Genomic DNA, 20,040 nt, shown 5'->3' with positions numbered 1-20,040 from the left:
TTGTAAATAATACCGTTATTAACGATAATGAAGTTACTGCTGGTGGGTTCCATCTATATCTTACTGGATTGAATAATTCCTCAGAGTCTAATGGGTATACGATCTCTTTAGAAAGAAATAAATTCTTAAACTATAAAAAGATCACCATTAATAATGCTAACGGAATTACACTTAAGAACAATGAAGTAACAGGCGGTATCGAATTAGGAACTTCTTCTAATATCGATATTTCATCTAATACCAAAATAAACCCTAGCGATAGTGATGGTATCCGTTTATATGGAACTCATTCTAGTGTATCTATTAGCAATAATAACATACTAGAACCTTCTGGAGCTGATCGATATGATTGTATTAATAACAATTCAGACACTCCTAATGCAATTACTTTAATTGGTAATACGTGTGTAACGCGATAAGGATAAACCTTTGGTATAAAGTAATTAAAAAAGGATGTCTCACGATATCCTTTTTTAATTATTACTATTTTTTTGTTGATTTATATATTCCGAAACCAGTTTAGTAAAATACTTAGCCCCATTATCGTTAAGGTGGGATGGATCGTGAAACCACTCGAGCTTATTATCAAATTTTTTACTAGTTGATAAGTTTAATATAGGCACGCACGTCTTATTAGCTATATTATTAATCATCATAAGGGATTTATTATTTTTATTTATTTTTCTTAGTGTTGGAGACATCACAAAAACTAAATCGATATTATTTGATTTCGAGTTATAAATAAATTCTTCTAAAGCCATGACGAAATTCTCATCAATTTGTTTAACGTTATCATCCGTCATGTCTGATTTAGAAAGAGTTTTATCTTTAGTCATAACACCATAAAGAGGTCTATAACCTTTATAATCTAATTGAGGAGATAAACAATATCTAAATATATGAAGGATTGTAGAGTTTAAAAGGTATGAATTAAAGAACATCTCTATATCAATAAATTCTGAATTTAGCTTAAAAAGCGGTTTTAGTTCATCTTTATATTCGGTATAATAAGGATTCAAATCATTAAGTCTATCAAGAGCTATAGCCGAAGAGAATAAGAAATCTTCATCTATATTAAGAATAAATAAACTGGGCTTACTACGTTTTAGGAGCATTTTCTGAAGCGCCAAATGATATAATAGCTGTTGTCCTTCGGCACCAGCATTATAAGCTGTAGTGTTTAACTGCTTTTCTAAAACCTTGGGAACATAATGTCGGTGTGCGTGAGAACTTCCAAAAATCAACACTTCTGCTTCTGTTTCATAAATAACCTGGTTAGCACGTGCATATTTACCTGTTTTCTGTGAAAAAAATAAATAATTACTTGCTGTTCCAAAAAGAACATCCACAAGCGATATAACGATCATAAATTTTATAATCTTAAAAAACGTAGCCAAGTATCTATTCATAAATAAAGCTTTAAAATTGAAAATAAATAAATTGACTATCCCCAAAAACACCCAAATATAGAATTAAATATATAAGTAAAGCATACACAAACATACGCCCTGTTTCTGTTTTTTTAATAAAATTGATAAAAATTATATCCTTTAAACATTCTCTTCTAAACTCAATTGTAAGAAGTAAAAAAATTGCTAGTACGGCATATAAAGATGCAGTTATATCATCACCACTTCCAATATATAAGCTACCCGGATTAGTAAAAATTTTATTAATAATGTAAAAAGCATCGTCAACACTATTAGCTCTAAAAAAAATCCAGGCAAAACTTATAAAACAAAAAGTACAAATAACATTAAGAACACCTTTTCTTTTTTTACCATTACAAAGTATTTCTATAATTAAATAAACCCCATTAATTGCTCCCCAAATGACAAATGTCCATTTCGCACCGTGCCATAGACCACTTATTAAAAATGTAATAAATAAATTAAAAAACCATCTAAATTTACCAACGCGATTTCCACCTAACGGTATGTACAAGTAATCACGAAACCAAGTTGATAAGGAAATATGCCATCTATTCCAAAATTCGTGTATAGAAGCAGAAAAATAAGGTCTTTTAAAATTAGTCATTAAATCAAACCCAAAGAATTTTGCAGTTCCAATTGCTATTAAAGAATACCCTGCAAAATCTCCATAAATTTGAAATGCAAATAAAACAGTAGCAAAAAGTAAACTTAGTCCATCGTGATATTCTACATTATTGTAAACTGAGTTTACATAAATTGCTGTCCTATCAGCAACTACTAGTTTTAGGAAAAACCCCCAAATAATGAGCTTTATTCCATATGATATTGATTCCTTAGTATACTTCCTTTTTTCTAAAAACTGAGGCAGTAAATGTGTAGCTCTTTCAATAGGTCCAGCAACTAATTGTGGAAAAAAAGAAACAAAAGCCGCAAATGAGATAAAGTCTCTAGTAGGCTCCAATTTACCTCGATAAATATCAATTGTATATGACATAGTTTGAAAAGTATAAAAAGAAATTCCTACTGGAAGAATTATACTTAGTGTAGTAACATCTTTTATAGTATATCCTATAGAATTACATAAATCCACCCAAGAATCAATAAAAAAATGACAATACTTAAAAAAAGATAACACCCCTAAATTGAAACAAATACTAACGATAAGCCATCTTTTTTTTAACTTTTCTACATCACAAAGGTGAATTCTGATACCTACCAAATAGTCTACAAAAGTGCTTAGTGCAATCAGTGACAAAAATCTCCAATCCCACCAACCGTAGAAAACATAACTTGCACTCAACAAAATAATATTTTGAAAAAGAATTTTACCTTTTTCAAATAACCAATAAATAACAAAAACTATAGGAAGAAATATTAAAAAATCAAAAGAATTGAAATACATGATTTAAACAAATTGTTTATATATCTATTGTAAAATTTCTTTTAACCGCATCAAATTTTCCATTGGGTCCCAAAGGAATATCGTCCACAATTTGTATTTGATAATTTACATTCTGCCCCAGTCTATCTTTAAAATTATGCACTAGTTTTTCCTGCATTTTGCTATCAAATTTTTGATCTGCTATTAAATTAATAATAATCTCTTCTGCATTTTCTTGTATAATTTGGCTTTTTACGATTCCTTCCAAACCTTTATAGGCCGTGTCCATCCTACCAACATACCCCTTTTCTTTGGTCCAAAGGATATCATCTTCCCTACCCGTGAGTTTTTCTATAATAGGCATCGCGCAACCACAATCACAAGATTTTCCATCTTCAGAAAGTAATACCGTATCTTCGATATTATATCTTATTAACGGTGTTTTTAGGTTTGTAAAACTGGTAACTACTAATTGAGCTACTTCACCGCACTTTGCTTTTGCTCCTTTGGCATTTACAAATTCGAAAACACCGGAATCTGTATTTAAATGCAAATTTCCTTGTACGCATTCTGTTATAAAAGGACTTCCTTCACTAGAAGCGTACTGATTATATACCTTACAATTAAAAGCTTTTTCGATTTCTAATCGTTGATAATCGTATAATGTCTCTGCTGTAACTGCGATAGCCTTTGCAGTAAAACTTAATGTCAGGTTATTTTGATTTATGAATCTACTTATAATATAAATTGCCGATGGGTATCCGTCTAATAAAACAGGTTTGAAACGATTTAATTTTTTAACGTAAAGCAATAGGTTATCATCTGTTAAATGATAGGTGGACATTAATAGTTGATTTTCGAAGTAATTGTACACCCAAAACGGAGGTTTTTTTGCATCTGGTTTTACAATCAATCTACCAGAAAACCTAACTTGCTTAACGCTCTTAGTTTCTAAACCAATTGCTTTATGAAACCTTCTCCATAAGGCGAAGGACCTATTTATGGATTCTTTATCCAAATAGTTAATTGTAGGCGCTCCTGATGTTCCGCTAGTGTAGCCCACTCCATCCGTAGGACGATTTTTGTTTACTAATATATCTGGATTTGTTTTTCTTTCGGTTTTAGTTAGGATAGGCATGATCTGGAGTACATCATAAGGATTTTCTTCAATATCAGTAACGTTTATACCAAGTTTTTTCATTGTTTTCCCATACCAATCAGAATAGTGCAATCCCTCCGATAATACTACTTTTAATCTATTTTCTTGATATTTATTTATATAGTCCTTATCCGCATTCCATAAATCGATATATTCTTTCAAAAAAGCATCAAACTCTTTTGTATAGCGTTTCTTAGAGTTTTGAAAAGCCTTTATATTTAACAATATAAACTTAAAAGGATACGGCAAACTATTATATATTTTCTCTTGCATTTTTCCCATAATTAATTACTTTATTTGTTCAATATAAAATTCCTGAATCTTTTGAGTATTGGAAACAATATCATAACCGCCATTCACTATTTTTTTAGTATTGTTATTTTTTCTTGAAGTGTCTAGAGCTACTATTTTACTTGCCCAATATGAAGCAGACTTGTCTATCGAAAGAAACTCAATATCGCCAGTAAGACTAACTTCGGTAGTAATCGTGTCTGATGCCAATACCTTAATTCCAGCTGCTTGTGCTTCAATGAGAGTAACGGGAAGTCCTTCATAAAAAGATGGAAAAACAAATACATCAAACATTTGAAATAATTCGGGTACATCTGCTCGTGCTCCTAAAAAGTGCACCTTACCATCGACAGACAAACTTTTAGCTTCTTTTTCCATACCTCTTCTTAATGGTCCATCACCTATCAAAACCATATCACAATCCGATTTTTCTTTTAATACAGCTGCAAAAATCTGCAATAGAAACGCATGGTTTTTTTGACTTGCAAACCTTCCTACATGACCAATCACCAAACGATTTTGCACATTGAATTCTTCTTTATACTGCTTAGCAATTATGGTATTGTATGCAAACTTCGAAGTATCAATCGCATTATTCATAGTTCTAAAAGAAGTATTTTTTCCAAACAACCATTTCCCAGCTTTATCGCCACAAGAAAATAAGTGTGTCGCATCTTTCTTTACCTTTTTTTTGAGTTGAAGTTTGATTAGCTTCTTGAAAGTTTCTTTTATACTTTCTTTTTGAGAAAAAAGAGAAGTAATACGAACATCATCAATGGCAATATGTGCGTGTGCGATTCTACAGGGTATGTTAAACTCTTTAGCGATTTTAAGAGGAAAACAACTAAAAGTATTTAAATGCGAGTGGACAATAGTATACTCTTGGTGTTCTTTAAAAAAAGCGCGTAACTTATGGTAGTATTCTGCAGGGAAAAGTGGATTTATAGCGTCGAACCTATAAATTTTGCCACCTAAACTTTCTATTTCGTTATCAAAAGCAGCTTTTTCTTTTCTATGAACTAAAAAATCAAATTGTACTTTGTTCCGATCTATCTTTCTATAATAATTCATAATCATAGATTCCGCTCCTCCCCTATTCATAATAGTGAAAACTTGTAAAACTCGTATTGTTCCCATTAAAATTCTCCTTTTGTTTTATATCGTATATACAAGTTTAATAGTATCCCAAATGGTATAGCCAGAATAGTGGTAAATTTCTTAGGTGATTCACTTATAAAAGATCCATTTTTTGTAAACATCGCACTAGAAACATAGTGAATTGCATTTTTAAATTGATCTTTAAAATTTTGTGCAAGTTTCATTCTGCTTTTTCTAGAAAAAGCAAACCCCTTTGGATGTCTTCTATATTGTTTAAGAATATTCATGCTTGATCCGTCCTGCATATACTCCACTTCACATAGCACATCATTGATTGGTAGCAATTTATAATCCTGATCAATCAACTGATACAAAAATCCTAGAGGAACAAAACGTTCTCCTTCAAAAATCGGATACGAAGGGTATTTTTTCACAACTTCACTTCTATACACTAACTTTTTGTCTCCTAACACATTATGTGTATTGTATAAATCATACAGAGTAGTCTCCTTTATATGATCAGGAATCATTGTGCCAATAATTTTCCCTTCCGGATCTGCGTCCAGTCCCACTAATCCAGCAAATTCTGGCTTGTCTTTTATTTTTTTCCAGGCAAGAAGAATTTTGTCTATCGCCTCTTCCCCCATACAATCATCACTATCTATACATACATTAAGTGTAGTTTCTATTAATCTATACGCAGCATTATGACCTCCATGCATCCCTTGATTTTCCTGATAATGATACTGTATATCAATTTTCTTTTCTTTAATCCATGAAGCTATCAATGTTTTGGTATCATCAGTAGAACCATCGTCTATAATTAACCAAACAAAATCCTGATTAGACTGTTTTATTAAGCTCTCATAACACTTATGTAAGCAATAAGCCCTGTTATAGGTAGGTGTAAATACGGTTATAGTTTTCATGTGTTGATTAATTGATCTGTTGTTAATGATTATCCTCAATATAAATAATACATCATATATGTAAATGAGAAGTAAACCAGCATTACTTTTCCAATCATAAAATGCTGATTGTTAAAAAAATTCTTTTTTAGAAATGGATATATAATAACAATTGCCATCATAAACCAAGACAAGTAGGCAAACCTATTAGAATAGTTAGCTTTGATTACCAAAATCCAAAATCCATTACAAATCAGGTAGGTATTCAATAATTGATAATAAAATTTATCTACAAATTTCTTCTTATAAATAAAATACCATCCAGCAAACACTGCAAAAGCACTATGAAATAAGAAATCCCACCGAAAACCAGTACTAGCAAACGTATTCGCATCTACTTCTGATGTCAAATATCCTGTAAGTCGATCATCCCCAAAACCTAAACTCGCAAAAAGTGTAATCCACAGACTTCCCATTACCAGAGATAAAGGAATACAAAAAAGCCACCCCTTAAAAAATACTTTGGGGTTGTTATAAAAACAAGTTACTATATAAGCAAAAATTGGTAAGAATAATGTTTTGTGAAAAAATGTCGCTGCCAGAAAAAATAAGGCCATAACAATTTTATTTCTTTGATAACATAAACCCCATAAAAACAGGGATGTGGCCGCACCATTACGCATTCCATTAACTCCATATGTCCAAAATGAAAAAGAAACAATAAACATCAGGAAGGAATAGTACCAATATTGACCGAATAACGTTTTAGAAATTTTATACAGCGGAAATATGTAAATAAATGCACAGATTGTGAAAAAAGTATGTGCAGATACTATCTGTGCTAAAGTTTTCATGAATACATGCCAACCATAATCATTTACTTCTGGGATATCACCTCCTAGTCTGTATCTATCAAATGTGACAATATAATTAACCGTATCGCCAAAAATTCCGCTAATAGGTCGTTGACCAATATAAAGTATAAGAAAAATTAATAAAAAATACCCAGAGAAATTAATGAATACAAGGTTTTTATGCTCATTAATTTGCAGAATTCTGGTATGCAATAATGTAAAAACAACTAGAAAGAGGCATAAATTAATATACAACGGATAGTAAAACTCTAAAGGAACAAAAGTGTTCATTTTTTAAGTGGTTTTAAGCGTTATGTTATTACTATTTTGACTCACATTCTTGGATTTATTCTTTTAGTTTTTATTTACAAATTCGGATCAAATCTTTTTTCCATCTTGTTTAATAATACGAGCAGGGTTTCCGACTACAACACAATTATCCGGAACATCCTTAACTACTACAGATCCCGCACCTATTGAACAATTATTACCAATCTTGATATCACCAATAATAATGGCCCCTGTATAAATCGACACATTATCTCCTATGGTAGGTCTTTTCCCATTAACCTCTCCTACTGTCACTAAATGATTTACATATAGATTTTCTCCGATTGAATCTGCATTTAAAATTGTACTGTACGGATGTCCAGTCAGCACACCTCCTCCTAGTTTCGTACTAATATCAATTCTAAAATACTTCTCTTTTTTACAGTATACATTTAACAAACTAGAAACAATACCTCTGTTTCTGAAATAAAATAATGTTCTAAAGTCAGGAGATATGGCCAAGAAGTTAAAAAGTAAAGAAACCTTAGTACCCCTTATTCCTTTTGCGTCTGCCCATCTTTCTATATCTTTATCAATAGCCTCTTTATTTTTGCTTATTTGATATACGAACATATGGGGTAACAACAACACCTTATATATATTTAATAGTAATGATCTCATTTTTTGTGGATTAAATCATTAAACATTTTTTTCCAAAGATCCATCACAATATCTAATTGATACTTTTTAGCATTTTCTCTGGCATTCTTACCCATGAGACGTCTACTTTCCTGATCATTCATTAATATACTAAGTTCATTAATAAAAATATTGTTTTTATCCAAAGGTATAAGAACACCCATTTTTCTATCTATAATATTTCTTGGTCCATAAGGGCAATCAAAAGATATGATAGGTAAGCCACAGGCTTGTGCTTCTAACAAAACTAATGGAAAACATTCGTTATGTGATGTCATCACAAAAATTGAAGAGGTTAACATCTCTTCCTGAATCTTATCCGTAGATCCCATTAATTTTATGCTATCCTGAATACCTGCTGTATCAATTTTATCCTGAAGCATCTTTACATAACCAGGCGCTCCACTACCAAAGATATGAAGTTCCCAGTCTTTTCTAATAGGTACAATCTCTTTCCAGATATCTATTAGCATATCGTATCCTTTTACTGCGGCAATTCTTCCAGCAGTAATTATTTTTTTATTTGAAACGTCAGAAACACGATCCGGGTAAAACGTCAATGGATTTGGTATAACTACCGTATTCTTGCTCTTATAGTAATTAGATTCATCTTTGTTAAGAACCACTAATGTATCATATTTTGATTCTACATAATCCGTGAACATAAAAAAGAATCTTTTAAAAAGACTTGGTTTTTTTCGTTTTTCTTTCTCAATAAATCTCGAATAATGAAATTCTTTAACTTTGGGAATATATTTTACAATAAATGGAACAAAATAGGTATCTACACTATGACTACAAACTATGACTATATCAGGGTTGACAGCTTTTAATGCAGCTTTAGTTCTTGAGATATGCTTGGGTAATTTTTTCAGGTTCTCAGGATGAAAATAAGATTTTCGTCGATTATAATTAATTCCTAAATCTTTGAATACGATTCTTGTATCAAAGTGATAACAGGGCTTTTTTTTCTTTTGTTCTGTAGTAAAGATGTAAACTTCATCGCCTTCATTAGAGGCAAAATAATTTGCTTTAATCGAAAGTACTCTTTCTATGCCTCCGTGCAAATATACCTGATCAATGATAAAAGCTATTCTCATGTTGAAGAGGTATTTATTAAACTTTTGAATACATCATTCCATTCTTCAGCAATAGTTTCAGGTAAGTACTTTTTTACAGCTTCTTTTGCATTCATTCCCAAGGATTTTCTCTTCTCTTTATTATCAATTAAGGAAATTATGGCTTCGGCGAAAGCATCAATATTACCATTATCAATTAAAAGTCCATTTTCATTATCAGTAATAATATCCGAAGGTCCATACGGACAATCATACGAGATACAGGGCACGCCATATGCCATTGCTTCTGTAAGTACCATTCCAAATCCTTCATATCTGGATGACATTGTATAAATAGAAGCTTGTTCGTATTTTTCTGCAATATTTTTTACTGGTGGATAAAAGTGTACCGTATTTGATATACCAAGTTCATCAGCTAATGTATCTAAACCTTCTGCTTTGCTGATCGTACCATATATATCTAACGTCCAATCTGGATGTTTTGCAGCGACTTTTTTCCAGCTTTTAAGCAATCGATCATATCCTTTTTGGAAACAATGTTTACCTACAGCTAGTACTTTTTTGTTTTCTAAGGTGCTTTTTATTTCAGGATAGAAGGATAAAGGATTAGGGATCACTTTAAGGTTTTTAAAAGACCATTCATTTAGATTTCCATTGGTCAATACAACAAAATAATCATAATATCTACCTCCAAAATTCATGAGGCTAAATTTAGTAGTTGTAGCAATCCTTTTTTTGAACGATCTTTTTCCCTTTTTGATCTCAACACTTCTGGAAACGTGTCTTTCATAGATCATAGGGCAAGGTTTTCCTAATAGTAATGGAACATAAAAACCTTTTAAACCATCATCACATACAGCGATAATATCTGGATTTAGTTTCTTAATTATGTTGCGTAAACCAGATGCATATTTATACATTCTGGATAACGGATTCCCTTTTGCTTTCACATTATGATAAGATAACTTAGAACTAAAATCATAGAAAAGATGATCCGTATCTTGATTTAATGTAATAATATGTATATCATAATCATAATCGTCTGCAAGTTTACTTGCTTTAATGGAAAGTACTCTTTCTAATCCTCCCGGACCATCTATACGATTAACAATGTATACAAGTTTCATCTAAATTTAGTTTAGAATAGTATCCAAGACTATCTAATTTATTACTTTTTTATAACGATATCTAAATATGGGTAGCAAAAACCACTGTTTAAGTTTTTGTTTAGTGATTTTAAAAATTTAATATATCGTAGCCCCTTAAAACCAACTTTTAAGAAGGCAGATTTTTCGAACTTCATCAAACTACTTACGATATTTAGTTCTTTTAAGGGCGCAATAGCCACTTCGAACTCGTGATAACTAGCTCCTCTTCCCCATCTTTGAAATTTCATCATACGTTCATCATCTAACTCTCTGTAGGAATCTTTAAAATTCTTCCTGCTTGAAAACTTAGAGTAATAATAGGCCAATTCATCCGGAAGCCAATCATAAAATGGTAATGCAGCTGTATGCGAATCATAGTACCATAGTCTATTAGGTGTTTCTATAACTGCTAGATATCCTCCTGTTGACAACATATCCCAAGCTTGCTTTAATGATTCTAACCTTTCGCTCACAGTCATGTGCTCTAATACAGCATAGTAGATAATGAAATCAAATTTTCTGTCTGTAAAATTTTTCTCAATTTCTTCACCATTCACAAGATGTAATTCTGCTTCATACCCTGCTATTTTCATTCTATCCTTTGCTACAGCAAGTGCTCCTGCATCTACATCTACTCCAACTACTTTTGCTCCTTGTTCGCTTAATGCTAATGTAGAAATCCCAGTTCCACATCCAATTTCGAGAATATTTGCTCCATTTAAATCTTTTACATTCTGTAACCAAGGTGCGATTCGATTTCGGTTATAATACAAACGTTCAAAAAGCTGTCCATTTACTGCTTGATTATATTCGTTTGGAGATAGTCTAGTTTTAGTATTACCTCTGTCTAAATAGTTTTCTTTCAGCGATTTTGTCAATTCTTCTAATTGCTCTTTAGAAAATTCTGTATGCTTTTGTTGCATTTTTTTTGGAGCTATAAAGAACTTATTTTTTAACAGTTTTTTGAATGCCCTTTTCATCGTTTGTGTAGTTGATTAAATTTGATTAGTAACTTTTTCTTTTAATGCATTGGCTAAATCGTGATGTTTTTCGAGGTTTTTTACGATAGTGTCTTTTGTTATTTGTCCTTCTAGTCCAAAATTAGAAGTATATGCTCCTGTCTTACTATCAATATCTATTCTATTAAATAATTCAAGAATACCATCAAAGCGACAAGAATCTACAAAACTATCAAAACCATTAACAAAAATTACAGGTGTTCCCATAGCTAAACAGGGTAATGCACAATGAATTCTTGATGTTATTACAAGTTTTGCTCTGGCATACTTATTAAGTAATTCAACAGCCATATCAAATTTCTGTTCATCTGTATATGTTTTAGAAGGCGGTTCTTGGTTGATAAATGATGCACTATCTAAAACTTCTTTACTGATAAATTTTTTAATATGCTTATTCTTCTTCCCTAACTTAAAAGCTGATCCGTTAAGAATATTTTTTACAGTGATTTTGGTATTATAAAATACTTTTTCTGGCCTAGGATAACTGTATAAAGGATCTACTATATATACGTCGTCCCCTCTTTCAGAATCGTCAACTTTATATGAATCTAGTGTTAATGTAAGACAACCAGTAAAGTAAGCATCAATCCCTTTTGCCTTTAGTGTGTCTGCAGTAAACTGGTCTCTACATCCTATGGGTTCGTGTTTCTTTAAATAAGCAATACCATTTTCGCTTAGCATAGCTGGAGCAGCAGTATTATTCATATGAAAGGAAACAAATATTGGATCTATACTTTCGGAAGGAACCCAATTATGAATGTTATGTGTAAACCACCCATTCATAATTAACTTTATCGGATCTCCTTTATATTCTCCTAATCTTTCTCTATTTAATAGCATATCGACTTTTGGTAAAAATTGTTTAGCCGCTAAACTTTGAATATTATCTCCAACATTGAAGAAATTCTTATTCTCGTCGTATGTGAGTAGTCCGTATTTCATGAATTATGCAATTTACCTAGTGTTATCTATTTAAGTTTTCTATAAAGCTTTTGCAACCAAGGGAATCTATTTCTGATAATAAATTTCAATCTATTCGATCCTTTATTTGCATTATTAATTTTTTCTTCTAAAAGACGATCTACCTTGCCATTTCTGAAATCATTCATCTGTTTGGTCTCAATCTCAAAATCATCAAAAACATAAAAAGTATCTACATTCTTAGCTTTTTCCATCAATTCCCACCAAAAGTATTTCACTCCCTTGCTTCCAGAGCCTATGTGTAATATTTGATAAATCTTATCGTACACTGTACTATCTACTTTAAATCCATACTCATTAGGGTTTTGATTATTGAGCATAAGACCTAGTATTGTTCTAAAACATTTTTCACAATAGCTACAGTTAAATTCTGTTCTTTTTTCAGAATAGCAAACTCTTAACCTGAATCTCTTATTTTTTTCAGAAGCAAATTTTGATATCAGATCAACTTTATCTTGTCTTTTTAACTCATAGCCATCATGAAAAACTTTAAATTCAGATCCCCAGGTTATTTTTTCATCAATTGCAGGGGTAGATCCCCAATCTATGTCAATATGATCTGTATAAGAAGATGCTATATAAACGGAACTGTACTTGTTTACATATGATAATGGAGCGATTGACCCCACCAGAGCTAACCCATGTTGTACTTTACCCCACCAACCGATATCTTTTAATAAAAGTTCAACTTGATAGGTATAAAAATCTCTAAGATTCGTTTCTATATATTCTTTATTATTATCCTGTAAAAGATTTTCATTTTCTATAAATTCAGTAAAATCATTCCATTGATCTCTATCATTTATAGCGATGTCCGCCCCGTGAAGTGTAACTAAATCTGGCTTTTGATCATAGATTCTAATGTAGGTTGCATACGCATCTACTCCTCCACTAAAAAGCATAGCTGATTTGGAACCTGCTAATGAATTCTTTACTCGTTTTTTCGCAAAAAGGGTTCCTTTTAGATTCCTAGAATGGTCACGTTTTACAAACTCTTTTTTTATCTTCTCCTGCGCATTATAAAAATCTTCATCAACTTCATCAACTTCAATTGTAAAACCGGCAAACCAAGCTATTGGTAATACATTAGATAAAAACGGAATGACCGCAATACTTGCAGGTGTTGTACTAACATCGATTTGATATTTAGTATAAAATGATTCCTTCTCTACAAATAGCTTTTGGATATTAGCACCGATCAAGTATTCATAATTAATCTTACGACCATCTTCTGAATATCTAATTGATTGTAATTTTAATGTATCCATTGGTTAGTTATTTTCGTTTCAGTAATGAAACGATAGGTTTTCTAAATAATTCTCTTTCATATTCTAACATACCGACAAAATACATCATAACCACAAAAACAGCGGTATAAGAAACTCCTTTGACAATAAAATTAAACCATCCTTCACCAGGAATATAATTGATAAAATATCCGACAGTAATTATCAATAAGACTATTAGCAAAACCTTATGAAACAGCTCTTTAAAAAATCGAATGATATTCAATCCAATCTTATTATGATAATAATAGTTCATCACATTCTGAACAATGATCCATCCTCCCACAAGTCCTATTATCATGCCTGTTGCACTATACTCTATTGCTAAAAAACCACCTACCACTACACCCAAAATCATAAACATAAGGTACAGGATAGCTTTAAATGATAATTTATTTTTAGCCTCGAGTATTGAGTTGCCAAAAGCTTGTAATAAAGGAAGTGTATACCCAATCATTATTACCCATGCGATTGTATAAATCTCGTTACATTCTTTCATATTGTATCTTCCATCGCCAGATAATTCTCCTCCTCCTACCCAAAGATTAATAAACTGTTCTCCATAGAGCATAAAAGCTCCGAAAATGTACATTAATATAATAAAAGATAGCCTTCCTAGTTTTATCATCATGGTTGTCAACTCCTCGCCACTAGCATTATTAACAGACATTTGGGTCGCTCTTGGTAAGAACACACTCGAAATTGCAGTAGAAAATGCTCCATAATATGTCCCTAATGCGATTCCGATGCCATAGATTCCTAAAACTTTAGGAACACTTATGGCTCCTAACACCCAGCTACCAGACTTCCATTGAAGCATGTTTACAATCGCAAACAGAAAAATCCAACCTGAATATTGAAAAATATGAAGAATAAAGGATTTGGATAATTTCTTCAATTTAAATCTTACCTTAAGCTTTACCAATACATAATAAGCAGATACTGAAATTGTAAGTATGTTAAATATAGTATCTACAATTACTAATGCAATTGCTCTTCCTCCAAAAAATAATACAGCAACAATAGTTAATGATCGTAGCAGGTATCTGATAATCCCAACAGATTCGGGAAAGACAAACTTTTCATATCCCTTGCAAATCCCAGTAAATATCATTCCAGGAAGTTGAATGGCCAAGTTAAAAATCAGAATCACAAACATTGCTTTAGCAATTCTAAGTTCTTCTGCATTGAATTTTGTAAAGTAAGTGTCTATAAAGAAATAAAATATTGTTCCTGAGATAACTACTAATATGGACACAACAAAATATAATACTCTAACGGTACCCAAAAAGTTCGCCTCTCCGTCTGTATCCTTCTCCGCTCTATATTTGGCCACAAACCTGACAACAGTATTGGTTAGTCCAAAATCAAGAAGTGCAATGGTTCCTATCAAAGCCCCAATAGCGTTGAATATCCCGTACTCATTCTTTCCTAAATAACTCACTATTAGCGGAGTTATAACAATTCCGATAACATTGATTAAGAAGATCTTTAAATATGTAAGTAAAGCTCCTTTTTTTAATTGGCTCAATGTGGTTGGTTTAAAAATTTTAATTTATACCTGAAGATATCTTTTCCCTACAGTCTTCCGTGTACTTCTTCTTCCTTCAAAATTCCTTTTACGTCATACAAAATCCCGTTTGGCTTTAACAAGGACTTCAGATTAACCTCCAAATATTCGTTATGTGCTACTGTTAATACGACGGCATCAAATGTGGATGTTGGCATTTTGGTAACAGTATCAAGATTGTATTCCTGTTTTACTTCATCAGGATTTGCCCAAGGATCAAAAATGGTAATATCTGTTCCAAAATCTTGTAGGTTTCTTATTACATCCACTGCTCTTGTATTTCGAACATCCGGACAATTTTCTTTAAAAGTAATTCCTAGGACTAGCACATTGGCCCCTTTGATTTTGATATCATGATTTACCATCAATTTAATTACTGCCGAAGCTACATATTGCCCCATACTATCATTTAGTCTTCTACCAGCTAATATAATCTCGGGATGGTACCCAAACTCTTGTGCTCTTTGGGCAAGATAATAAGGATCAACCCCTATACAATGACCTCCTACCAACCCTGGTTTAAAAGGCAAAAAATTCCATTTAGTTCCAGCTGCTTTTAACACTTCATTGGTGTCAATATCCATGAGGTTAAAAATCTTGGCTAATTCATTCACAAAAGCAATGTTGATATCACGTTGCGAATTCTCTATGACTTTAGCTGCTTCAGCAACTTTGATAGTTGGAGCTAAATGAGTTCCTGCAGTAATTACAGAGGCGTACAAGGCATCTACTTTTTTACCAATCTCTGGTGTAGAACCTGCAGTAACTTTAAGTATTTTTTCTACTGTATGCAGTTTATCTCCCGGGTTTATCCGTTCTGGAGAATACCCCGCATAAAAATCTTCATTAAACTTTAATCCACTAATTTTTTCTAAAACCGGAATACATTCTTCCTCTGTAACACCCGGATATACTGTAGATTCATAAATAACTATATCTCCTTTTTTCAAGACGTAACCAACTGTTTCGCTTGACTTATACAAAGGAGTAAGATCAGGTCTGTTATTTTTATCTACAGGAGTTGGAACGGTTACGATGTAGTAATTACAACTTTTTATGTCCTCTAAGTCTGCAGAACAATATAACCCTTGATCCATTTCGGAAGTAGTACTCAATACCGACTGTAGTACTTCATCTTCTACTTCTAACGTAGTATCAATTCCGGATCTTAATTCCTCTATTCTTTTTTGATTAATATCAAAACCAATTACAGGAAATTTTGTTGCAAACAATCTTGCTAAAGGAAGTCCAACATACCCCAAGCCGATTATTCCTATTTTAATATTTTGCATTTTGTGGTTAATTAGTTTATTTACTGGTTATGTAAAATTACTTTAGGTTCTTCCAATACCATTTTACGGCTTCTTTTAACCCCGATTTTATATCAAATTTTGGCTCGTACCTTAATAGTGCTTTAGCTTTATCCACAGAAGCCAAAGAATGAGGCACGTCCCCCTTACGTTCCGGACCTTTCTTTACGTTTACTTTACTAATTTCTGAATCAAATTCTGAGAGATATTCTTTTAACAGACCTACTAACTCATCTAATGTTGTTCTTTCTCCAAATGCGGTATTGTACACTTGGTTTAAAGCCGCTTCATTATCCGAAACTATTGCCTTAAGATTCATTTGAATTACATTATCAATATAGGTGAAATCCCTAGAGAAAGACCCATCACCATTAATCACTGGTGATTCATATTTCATAAATTGCATAACAAATTTCGGAATCACAGCAGCATATGCACCATTTGGATCTTGTTTCCGGCCAAACACATTAAAATATCGTAACCCTATAGTATCGAGATCATAAGTCCTTTTAAAATTATCTGCATATAATTCATTTACATACTTCGTAATAGCATATGGTGATAAAGGTTTCCCAATTTCATCTTCTACTTTGGGTAATGCTTTTGAATCTCCATAGGTAGAAGAACTCGCTGCATAAATGAATCGTTTCACTTCTGCATCTCTTGCCGCTACTAGCATATTTAGAAAACCGCTAACGTTTACATCATTACTGGTAATAGGGTCATTTATCGATCTCGGTACAGATCCCAAAGCCGCTTGATGTAGCACATAATCAGTACCTGTACAGGCTTTATGACAATCATTTAGATTTCGGATATCACCCTTTATAAATGTAAAATTTGGATTTTCTTGCAGTGCAGCTATATTTTTTTTGTGCCCTGTTGCAAAATTATCTAAGCCTATCACTATACTACCCTTTTCAAGTAATGCCTCGCATAGATTAGATCCGATAAAGCCTGCCGCTCCTGTTACTAAAACAGTAGAAGAACTTAATAGTTCTAATTGGTTAGTGTTCATGTATTTTGTATTACCCCTTGATTTTTAATCCCCTACGCTATGTATATTACATAGACGCCGCGAAATTAAGATTAAACAATAGAACACACAACTTATATCAAAGGGGATTTTAACCCTAACTAAAACCTGCAATGTTCTGTTGTCCTATAAAAAAATCAATTCATCGATTATAAAAATGCAAATAATTGAAAATCAAATATATAAATTCTTACTTGTTTTTATTAACAAAAATGTTTTCGAAGTGAAAAACAGGTATTAATACGTATAAAGATCTGTCAACTCTTGTTCGAATCTATTTTTTGCTAAATATTGAGATTCTAAACTAGGTTCAAAAGGAATTGGCGTTTCTAAACTGGCAACTCTTTTTACCGGAGCATCCAAATATTGAAAACAATTTTCCATGATCAATGCAGAAATATCAGATGCTATGCCGCCAAACATCGAATCTTCTTGTAGAATAATCGCTTTGCCAGTTTTCTTTACAGATTCTATAATCGTTTCTGTATCCAACGGCTGCAATGTTCTTAAATCAATCACATCTGCTTGTATTTCTGAATATTTTTCTAGTGTTTCCAAAGCCCAATGTACTCCTGCTCCATAACTGATAATAGTTATGCCATTCCCTTCTTTTAACAAAGCAGCTTTTCCAAAAGGTATGGTATAATACCCTTCAGGTATTTCTTGTCTTATACTACGGTACAGTGCTTTATGTTCAAAAAACAATATTGGATTCGGATCTTCAATCGAAGTCAGTAATAACCCTTTGGCATCCGCAGGAAAAGCTGGGTATGCGACTTTTAACCCCGGAGTTTTTGTAAACCAGGCTTCGTTGGTCTGACTATGGAAAGGACCGGCACCAACACCACCACCACAAGGCATTCTTACAACTACATTTGCCGACTGACTCCAACGATAATAAGATTTAGCTAATAGATTTACAATAGGATTAAATCCAGACGAAACGAAATCAGCAAACTGCATTTCTACCACAGCTTTCATCTTATTTATTGATAATCCATATGCCGCAGAGATTACAGCAGATTCGCAAATTGGTGTATTACGAACTCGATCCTTTCCAAATGCTGCTACAAATCCTTCAGTGATTTTAAAAACACCTCCATAATCTGCAATATCCTGCCCCATAATAACCAAGTCACGATGTTTATGCATTCCTTCTTTTAAAGCTTCAGAAATTGCATCTACAAATCGTAGCTCCTTAGTATTCGTATGTGGTCGGATTTGTTCAATCTGATATGCACTATACACATCATTCAATTCTCTATCTAGATCAATATCTATTTTTTCTTCTTCGTTAGCCCTTTGCCATTGTGATTCAATTTCTGCTTTTAAAATAGTTTTTTTCTGAAGGTCCTCTCCTTCCGAAAGAATTCCGTTTTCCACAAGGTATTCTTTATAGTTTTCTATGGGATCCTTAGATGCCCAATGCTCCATTAATTCATTAGGAACATACTTGGTACCACTGGCTTCCTCGTGGCCTCTCATTCTAAATGTTTTAAATTCTAATAAAACGGGTCTGGGGTTTTGTCGTATACTCGTTGCCAGCTTATGTACTTTGTCGTAAACTTCCAATATGTTATTTCCATCAATGTGATACGATTCCATACCATATCCTACTCCACGATCAGCAAGGTTTTTACAATGATATTGTTCATCAGTTGGTGTAGATAACCCATATCCATTGTTCTCAATGCAAAAAAGAATCGGTAAACTCCAAACCGAAGCAATATTCAGTGCTTCGTGAAAATCACCTTCACTAGTACCTCCTTCTCCTGTAAAAACCGCCGTTATTTTATTATTTTTTTTTAAGAGATTTCCCAAAGCGATACCACAAGCAACTCCTAATTGTGGTCCGAGATGCGAAATCATTCCGATGATTTTATATTCTTGCGTACCAAAATGAAAAGAACGGTCTCGTCCTTTAGTAAAACCATTGGCTTTGCCTTGCCATTGACTAAAAAGCCTAAACATAGGTACCTCTCTAGTCGTAAAAACACCTAAATTACGATGCATTGGTAACACATATTCATCTTTATGTAATGCACTGGTAATTCCTACTGAAATAGCTTCCTGACCAATACCACTAAACCATTTAGAAATTTTACCTTGCCGAAGTAAGATCAACATTTTCTCTTCTATCAATCTGGGCTTTAACATACAGGTATATAATGAAACTAATAGTTCATCACTATATGTTTTTCTATCATAGTCAAATAATACTTTCTCTTCTTCCATATGGTCCAAAATTCAATAAATTCAAATAATATATAGTTTCATAAAGTAAAAACAGACAAGTAAATGTAATTATTTTTATTTCAGAAAAAACATCAGATTTCATAATACTATTAAGTAGTTGTTAATTTAGATAGAACAATTATGCGAATTAATTAAATTTACCGCTAGTTATCCATAAGGCATTAAAAAATAATTAATTTGACAGTAGTAACGAATATTTCAAAAAAACATATCACGGATGATGTGTTTTTAATGAAATACATCTATTTTAGTTATAGAAAAT

At 32.3% G+C, this 20,040-nt stretch carries 17 protein-coding genes; 1 reads left to right on the top strand and 16 read right to left on the bottom strand.

The features are described 5' to 3' along the window. Positions 1 to 419, top strand: a 419-nt coding sequence (locus ACWGOQ_RS18435) for a hypothetical protein (RefSeq protein ID WP_458202837.1), incomplete at its 5' end; no start/stop codon positions are given. Between the two features lie 54 nt (positions 420 to 473). On the opposite strand, the gene ACWGOQ_RS18430 is transcribed toward ACWGOQ_RS18435, so the two are convergent. From ACWGOQ_RS18430 to ACWGOQ_RS18355, 16 genes are all read right to left on the bottom strand, one after another. Beyond that, a complete protein-coding gene (locus tag ACWGOQ_RS18430) occupies positions 474 to 1,409 on the bottom strand; it encodes a hypothetical protein (RefSeq protein WP_452057771.1) in 936 nt (311 codons plus the stop codon). Positions 1,410 to 1,419: 10 nt separating this feature from the next. Next, entirely contained in the window at positions 1,420 to 2,733 is a 1,314-nt protein-coding gene (locus ACWGOQ_RS18425) for an MBOAT family O-acyltransferase (RefSeq protein ID WP_452057772.1), read from the bottom strand. Between the two features lie 118 nt (positions 2,734 to 2,851). Next, entirely contained in the window at positions 2,852 to 4,255 is a 1,404-nt protein-coding gene (locus ACWGOQ_RS18420; protein WP_452057773.1) for a phenylacetate--CoA ligase family protein, read from the bottom strand. Positions 4,256 to 4,261: 6 nt separating this feature from the next. Next, entirely contained in the window at positions 4,262 to 5,401 is a 1,140-nt protein-coding gene (locus ACWGOQ_RS18415; RefSeq protein ID WP_452057774.1) for a glycosyltransferase family 1 protein, read from the bottom strand. Further along, positions 5,401 to 6,291: a glycosyltransferase family 2 protein gene (locus ACWGOQ_RS18410; RefSeq protein WP_452057775.1), complete on the bottom strand. Its 891-nt coding sequence runs from the start codon at positions 6,289 to 6,291 to the stop codon at positions 5,401 to 5,403. The genes ACWGOQ_RS18415 and ACWGOQ_RS18410 overlap by 1 nt, the downstream gene beginning before the upstream one ends. Positions 6,292 to 6,326: 35 nt before the next feature. After that, complete coding sequence (locus tag ACWGOQ_RS18405) at positions 6,327 to 7,415, bottom strand: EpsG family protein (protein ID WP_452057776.1); 1,089 nt, start codon at positions 7,413 to 7,415, stop codon at positions 6,327 to 6,329. An 87-nt stretch (positions 7,416 to 7,502) separates the two neighbouring features. After that, positions 7,503 to 8,075, bottom strand: coding sequence for a serine O-acetyltransferase (locus ACWGOQ_RS18400; RefSeq protein ID WP_452057777.1), 573 nt, complete (start codon positions 8,073 to 8,075; stop codon positions 7,503 to 7,505). After that, the gene (locus tag ACWGOQ_RS18395) at positions 8,072 to 9,193 is read right to left on the bottom strand and encodes a glycosyltransferase family 4 protein (RefSeq protein ID WP_452057778.1); all 1,122 of its coding nucleotides are present in this window, start codon (positions 9,191 to 9,193) and stop codon (positions 8,072 to 8,074) included. The genes ACWGOQ_RS18400 and ACWGOQ_RS18395 overlap by 4 nt, the downstream gene beginning before the upstream one ends. Beyond that, positions 9,190 to 10,299 carry a glycosyltransferase family 4 protein gene (locus ACWGOQ_RS18390; RefSeq protein ID WP_452057779.1) on the bottom strand — a complete coding sequence of 370 codons (1,110 nt, stop codon included), beginning with the start codon at positions 10,297 to 10,299 and terminating at the stop codon, positions 9,190 to 9,192. Before ACWGOQ_RS18390 ends, ACWGOQ_RS18395 begins: the two co-directional genes overlap by 4 nt. Before the next feature lie 41 nt (positions 10,300 to 10,340). Then, positions 10,341 to 11,243 carry a class I SAM-dependent methyltransferase gene (locus ACWGOQ_RS18385; protein WP_452057780.1) on the bottom strand — a complete coding sequence of 301 codons (903 nt, stop codon included), beginning with the start codon at positions 11,241 to 11,243 and terminating at the stop codon, positions 10,341 to 10,343. A 72-nt stretch (positions 11,244 to 11,315) separates the two neighbouring features. Further along, positions 11,316 to 12,281, bottom strand: coding sequence for a polysaccharide pyruvyl transferase family protein (locus ACWGOQ_RS18380; RefSeq protein ID WP_452057781.1), 966 nt, complete (start codon positions 12,279 to 12,281; stop codon positions 11,316 to 11,318). A 26-nt stretch (positions 12,282 to 12,307) separates the two neighbouring features. Beyond that, positions 12,308 to 13,588, bottom strand: coding sequence for a hypothetical protein (locus tag ACWGOQ_RS18375; RefSeq protein WP_452057782.1), 1,281 nt, complete (start codon positions 13,586 to 13,588; stop codon positions 12,308 to 12,310). 7 nt (positions 13,589 to 13,595) lie between these two features. Then, a complete protein-coding gene (locus ACWGOQ_RS18370) occupies positions 13,596 to 15,137 on the bottom strand; it encodes an oligosaccharide flippase family protein (protein WP_452057783.1) in 1,542 nt (513 codons plus the stop codon). A 47-nt stretch (positions 15,138 to 15,184) separates the two neighbouring features. Beyond that, a complete protein-coding gene (locus ACWGOQ_RS18365) occupies positions 15,185 to 16,468 on the bottom strand; it encodes a nucleotide sugar dehydrogenase (RefSeq protein WP_452057784.1) in 1,284 nt (427 codons plus the stop codon). 37 nt (positions 16,469 to 16,505) lie between these two features. Next, positions 16,506 to 17,504, bottom strand: coding sequence for an SDR family oxidoreductase (locus ACWGOQ_RS18360; protein ID WP_452057785.1), 999 nt, complete (start codon positions 17,502 to 17,504; stop codon positions 16,506 to 16,508). Positions 17,505 to 17,759: 255 nt separating this feature from the next. Next, entirely contained in the window at positions 17,760 to 19,757 is a 1,998-nt protein-coding gene (locus ACWGOQ_RS18355) for an alpha-ketoacid dehydrogenase subunit alpha/beta (protein ID WP_452057786.1), read from the bottom strand. Positions 19,758 to 20,040: the final 283 nt, after the last annotated feature.

It is taken from the genome of Aquimarina ulvae (genome assembly GCF_053613295.3).
This window is presented reverse-complemented; position numbering and strand designations above follow the sequence as displayed.

What these genes read in the sequence shown, in the direction of transcription:
- ACWGOQ_RS18365 (WP_452057784.1), bottom strand. Translation starts at nt 16,468, where the DNA reads ATGCAAAATATTAAAATAGGAATAATCGGCTTGGGGTATGTTGGACTT.
- ACWGOQ_RS18400 (WP_452057777.1), bottom strand. Translation starts at nt 8,075, where the DNA reads ATGAGATCATTACTATTAAATATATATAAGGTGTTGTTGTTACCCCAT.
- ACWGOQ_RS18410 (WP_452057775.1), bottom strand. Translation starts at nt 6,291, where the DNA reads ATGAAAACTATAACCGTATTTACACCTACCTATAACAGGGCTTATTGC.
- ACWGOQ_RS18385 (WP_452057780.1), bottom strand. Translation starts at nt 11,243, where the DNA reads ATGCAACAAAAGCATACAGAATTTTCTAAAGAGCAATTAGAAGAATTG.
- ACWGOQ_RS18390 (WP_452057779.1), bottom strand. Translation starts at nt 10,299, where the DNA reads ATGAAACTTGTATACATTGTTAATCGTATAGATGGTCCGGGAGGATTA.
- ACWGOQ_RS18395 (WP_452057778.1), bottom strand. Translation starts at nt 9,193, where the DNA reads ATGAGAATAGCTTTTATCATTGATCAGGTATATTTGCACGGAGGCATA.
- ACWGOQ_RS18375 (WP_452057782.1), bottom strand. Translation starts at nt 13,588, where the DNA reads ATGGATACATTAAAATTACAATCAATTAGATATTCAGAAGATGGTCGT.
- ACWGOQ_RS18405 (WP_452057776.1), bottom strand. Translation starts at nt 7,415, where the DNA reads ATGAACACTTTTGTTCCTTTAGAGTTTTACTATCCGTTGTATATTAAT.
- ACWGOQ_RS18355 (WP_452057786.1), bottom strand. Translation starts at nt 19,757, where the DNA reads ATGGAAGAAGAGAAAGTATTATTTGACTATGATAGAAAAACATATAGT.
- ACWGOQ_RS18380 (WP_452057781.1), bottom strand. Translation starts at nt 12,281, where the DNA reads ATGAAATACGGACTACTCACATACGACGAGAATAAGAATTTCTTCAAT.
- ACWGOQ_RS18420 (WP_452057773.1), bottom strand. Translation starts at nt 4,255, where the DNA reads ATGGGAAAAATGCAAGAGAAAATATATAATAGTTTGCCGTATCCTTTT.
- ACWGOQ_RS18360 (WP_452057785.1), bottom strand. Translation starts at nt 17,504, where the DNA reads ATGAACACTAACCAATTAGAACTATTAAGTTCTTCTACTGTTTTAGTA.
- ACWGOQ_RS18415 (WP_452057774.1), bottom strand. Translation starts at nt 5,401, where the DNA reads ATGGGAACAATACGAGTTTTACAAGTTTTCACTATTATGAATAGGGGA.
- ACWGOQ_RS18430 (WP_452057771.1), bottom strand. Translation starts at nt 1,409, where the DNA reads ATGAATAGATACTTGGCTACGTTTTTTAAGATTATAAAATTTATGATC.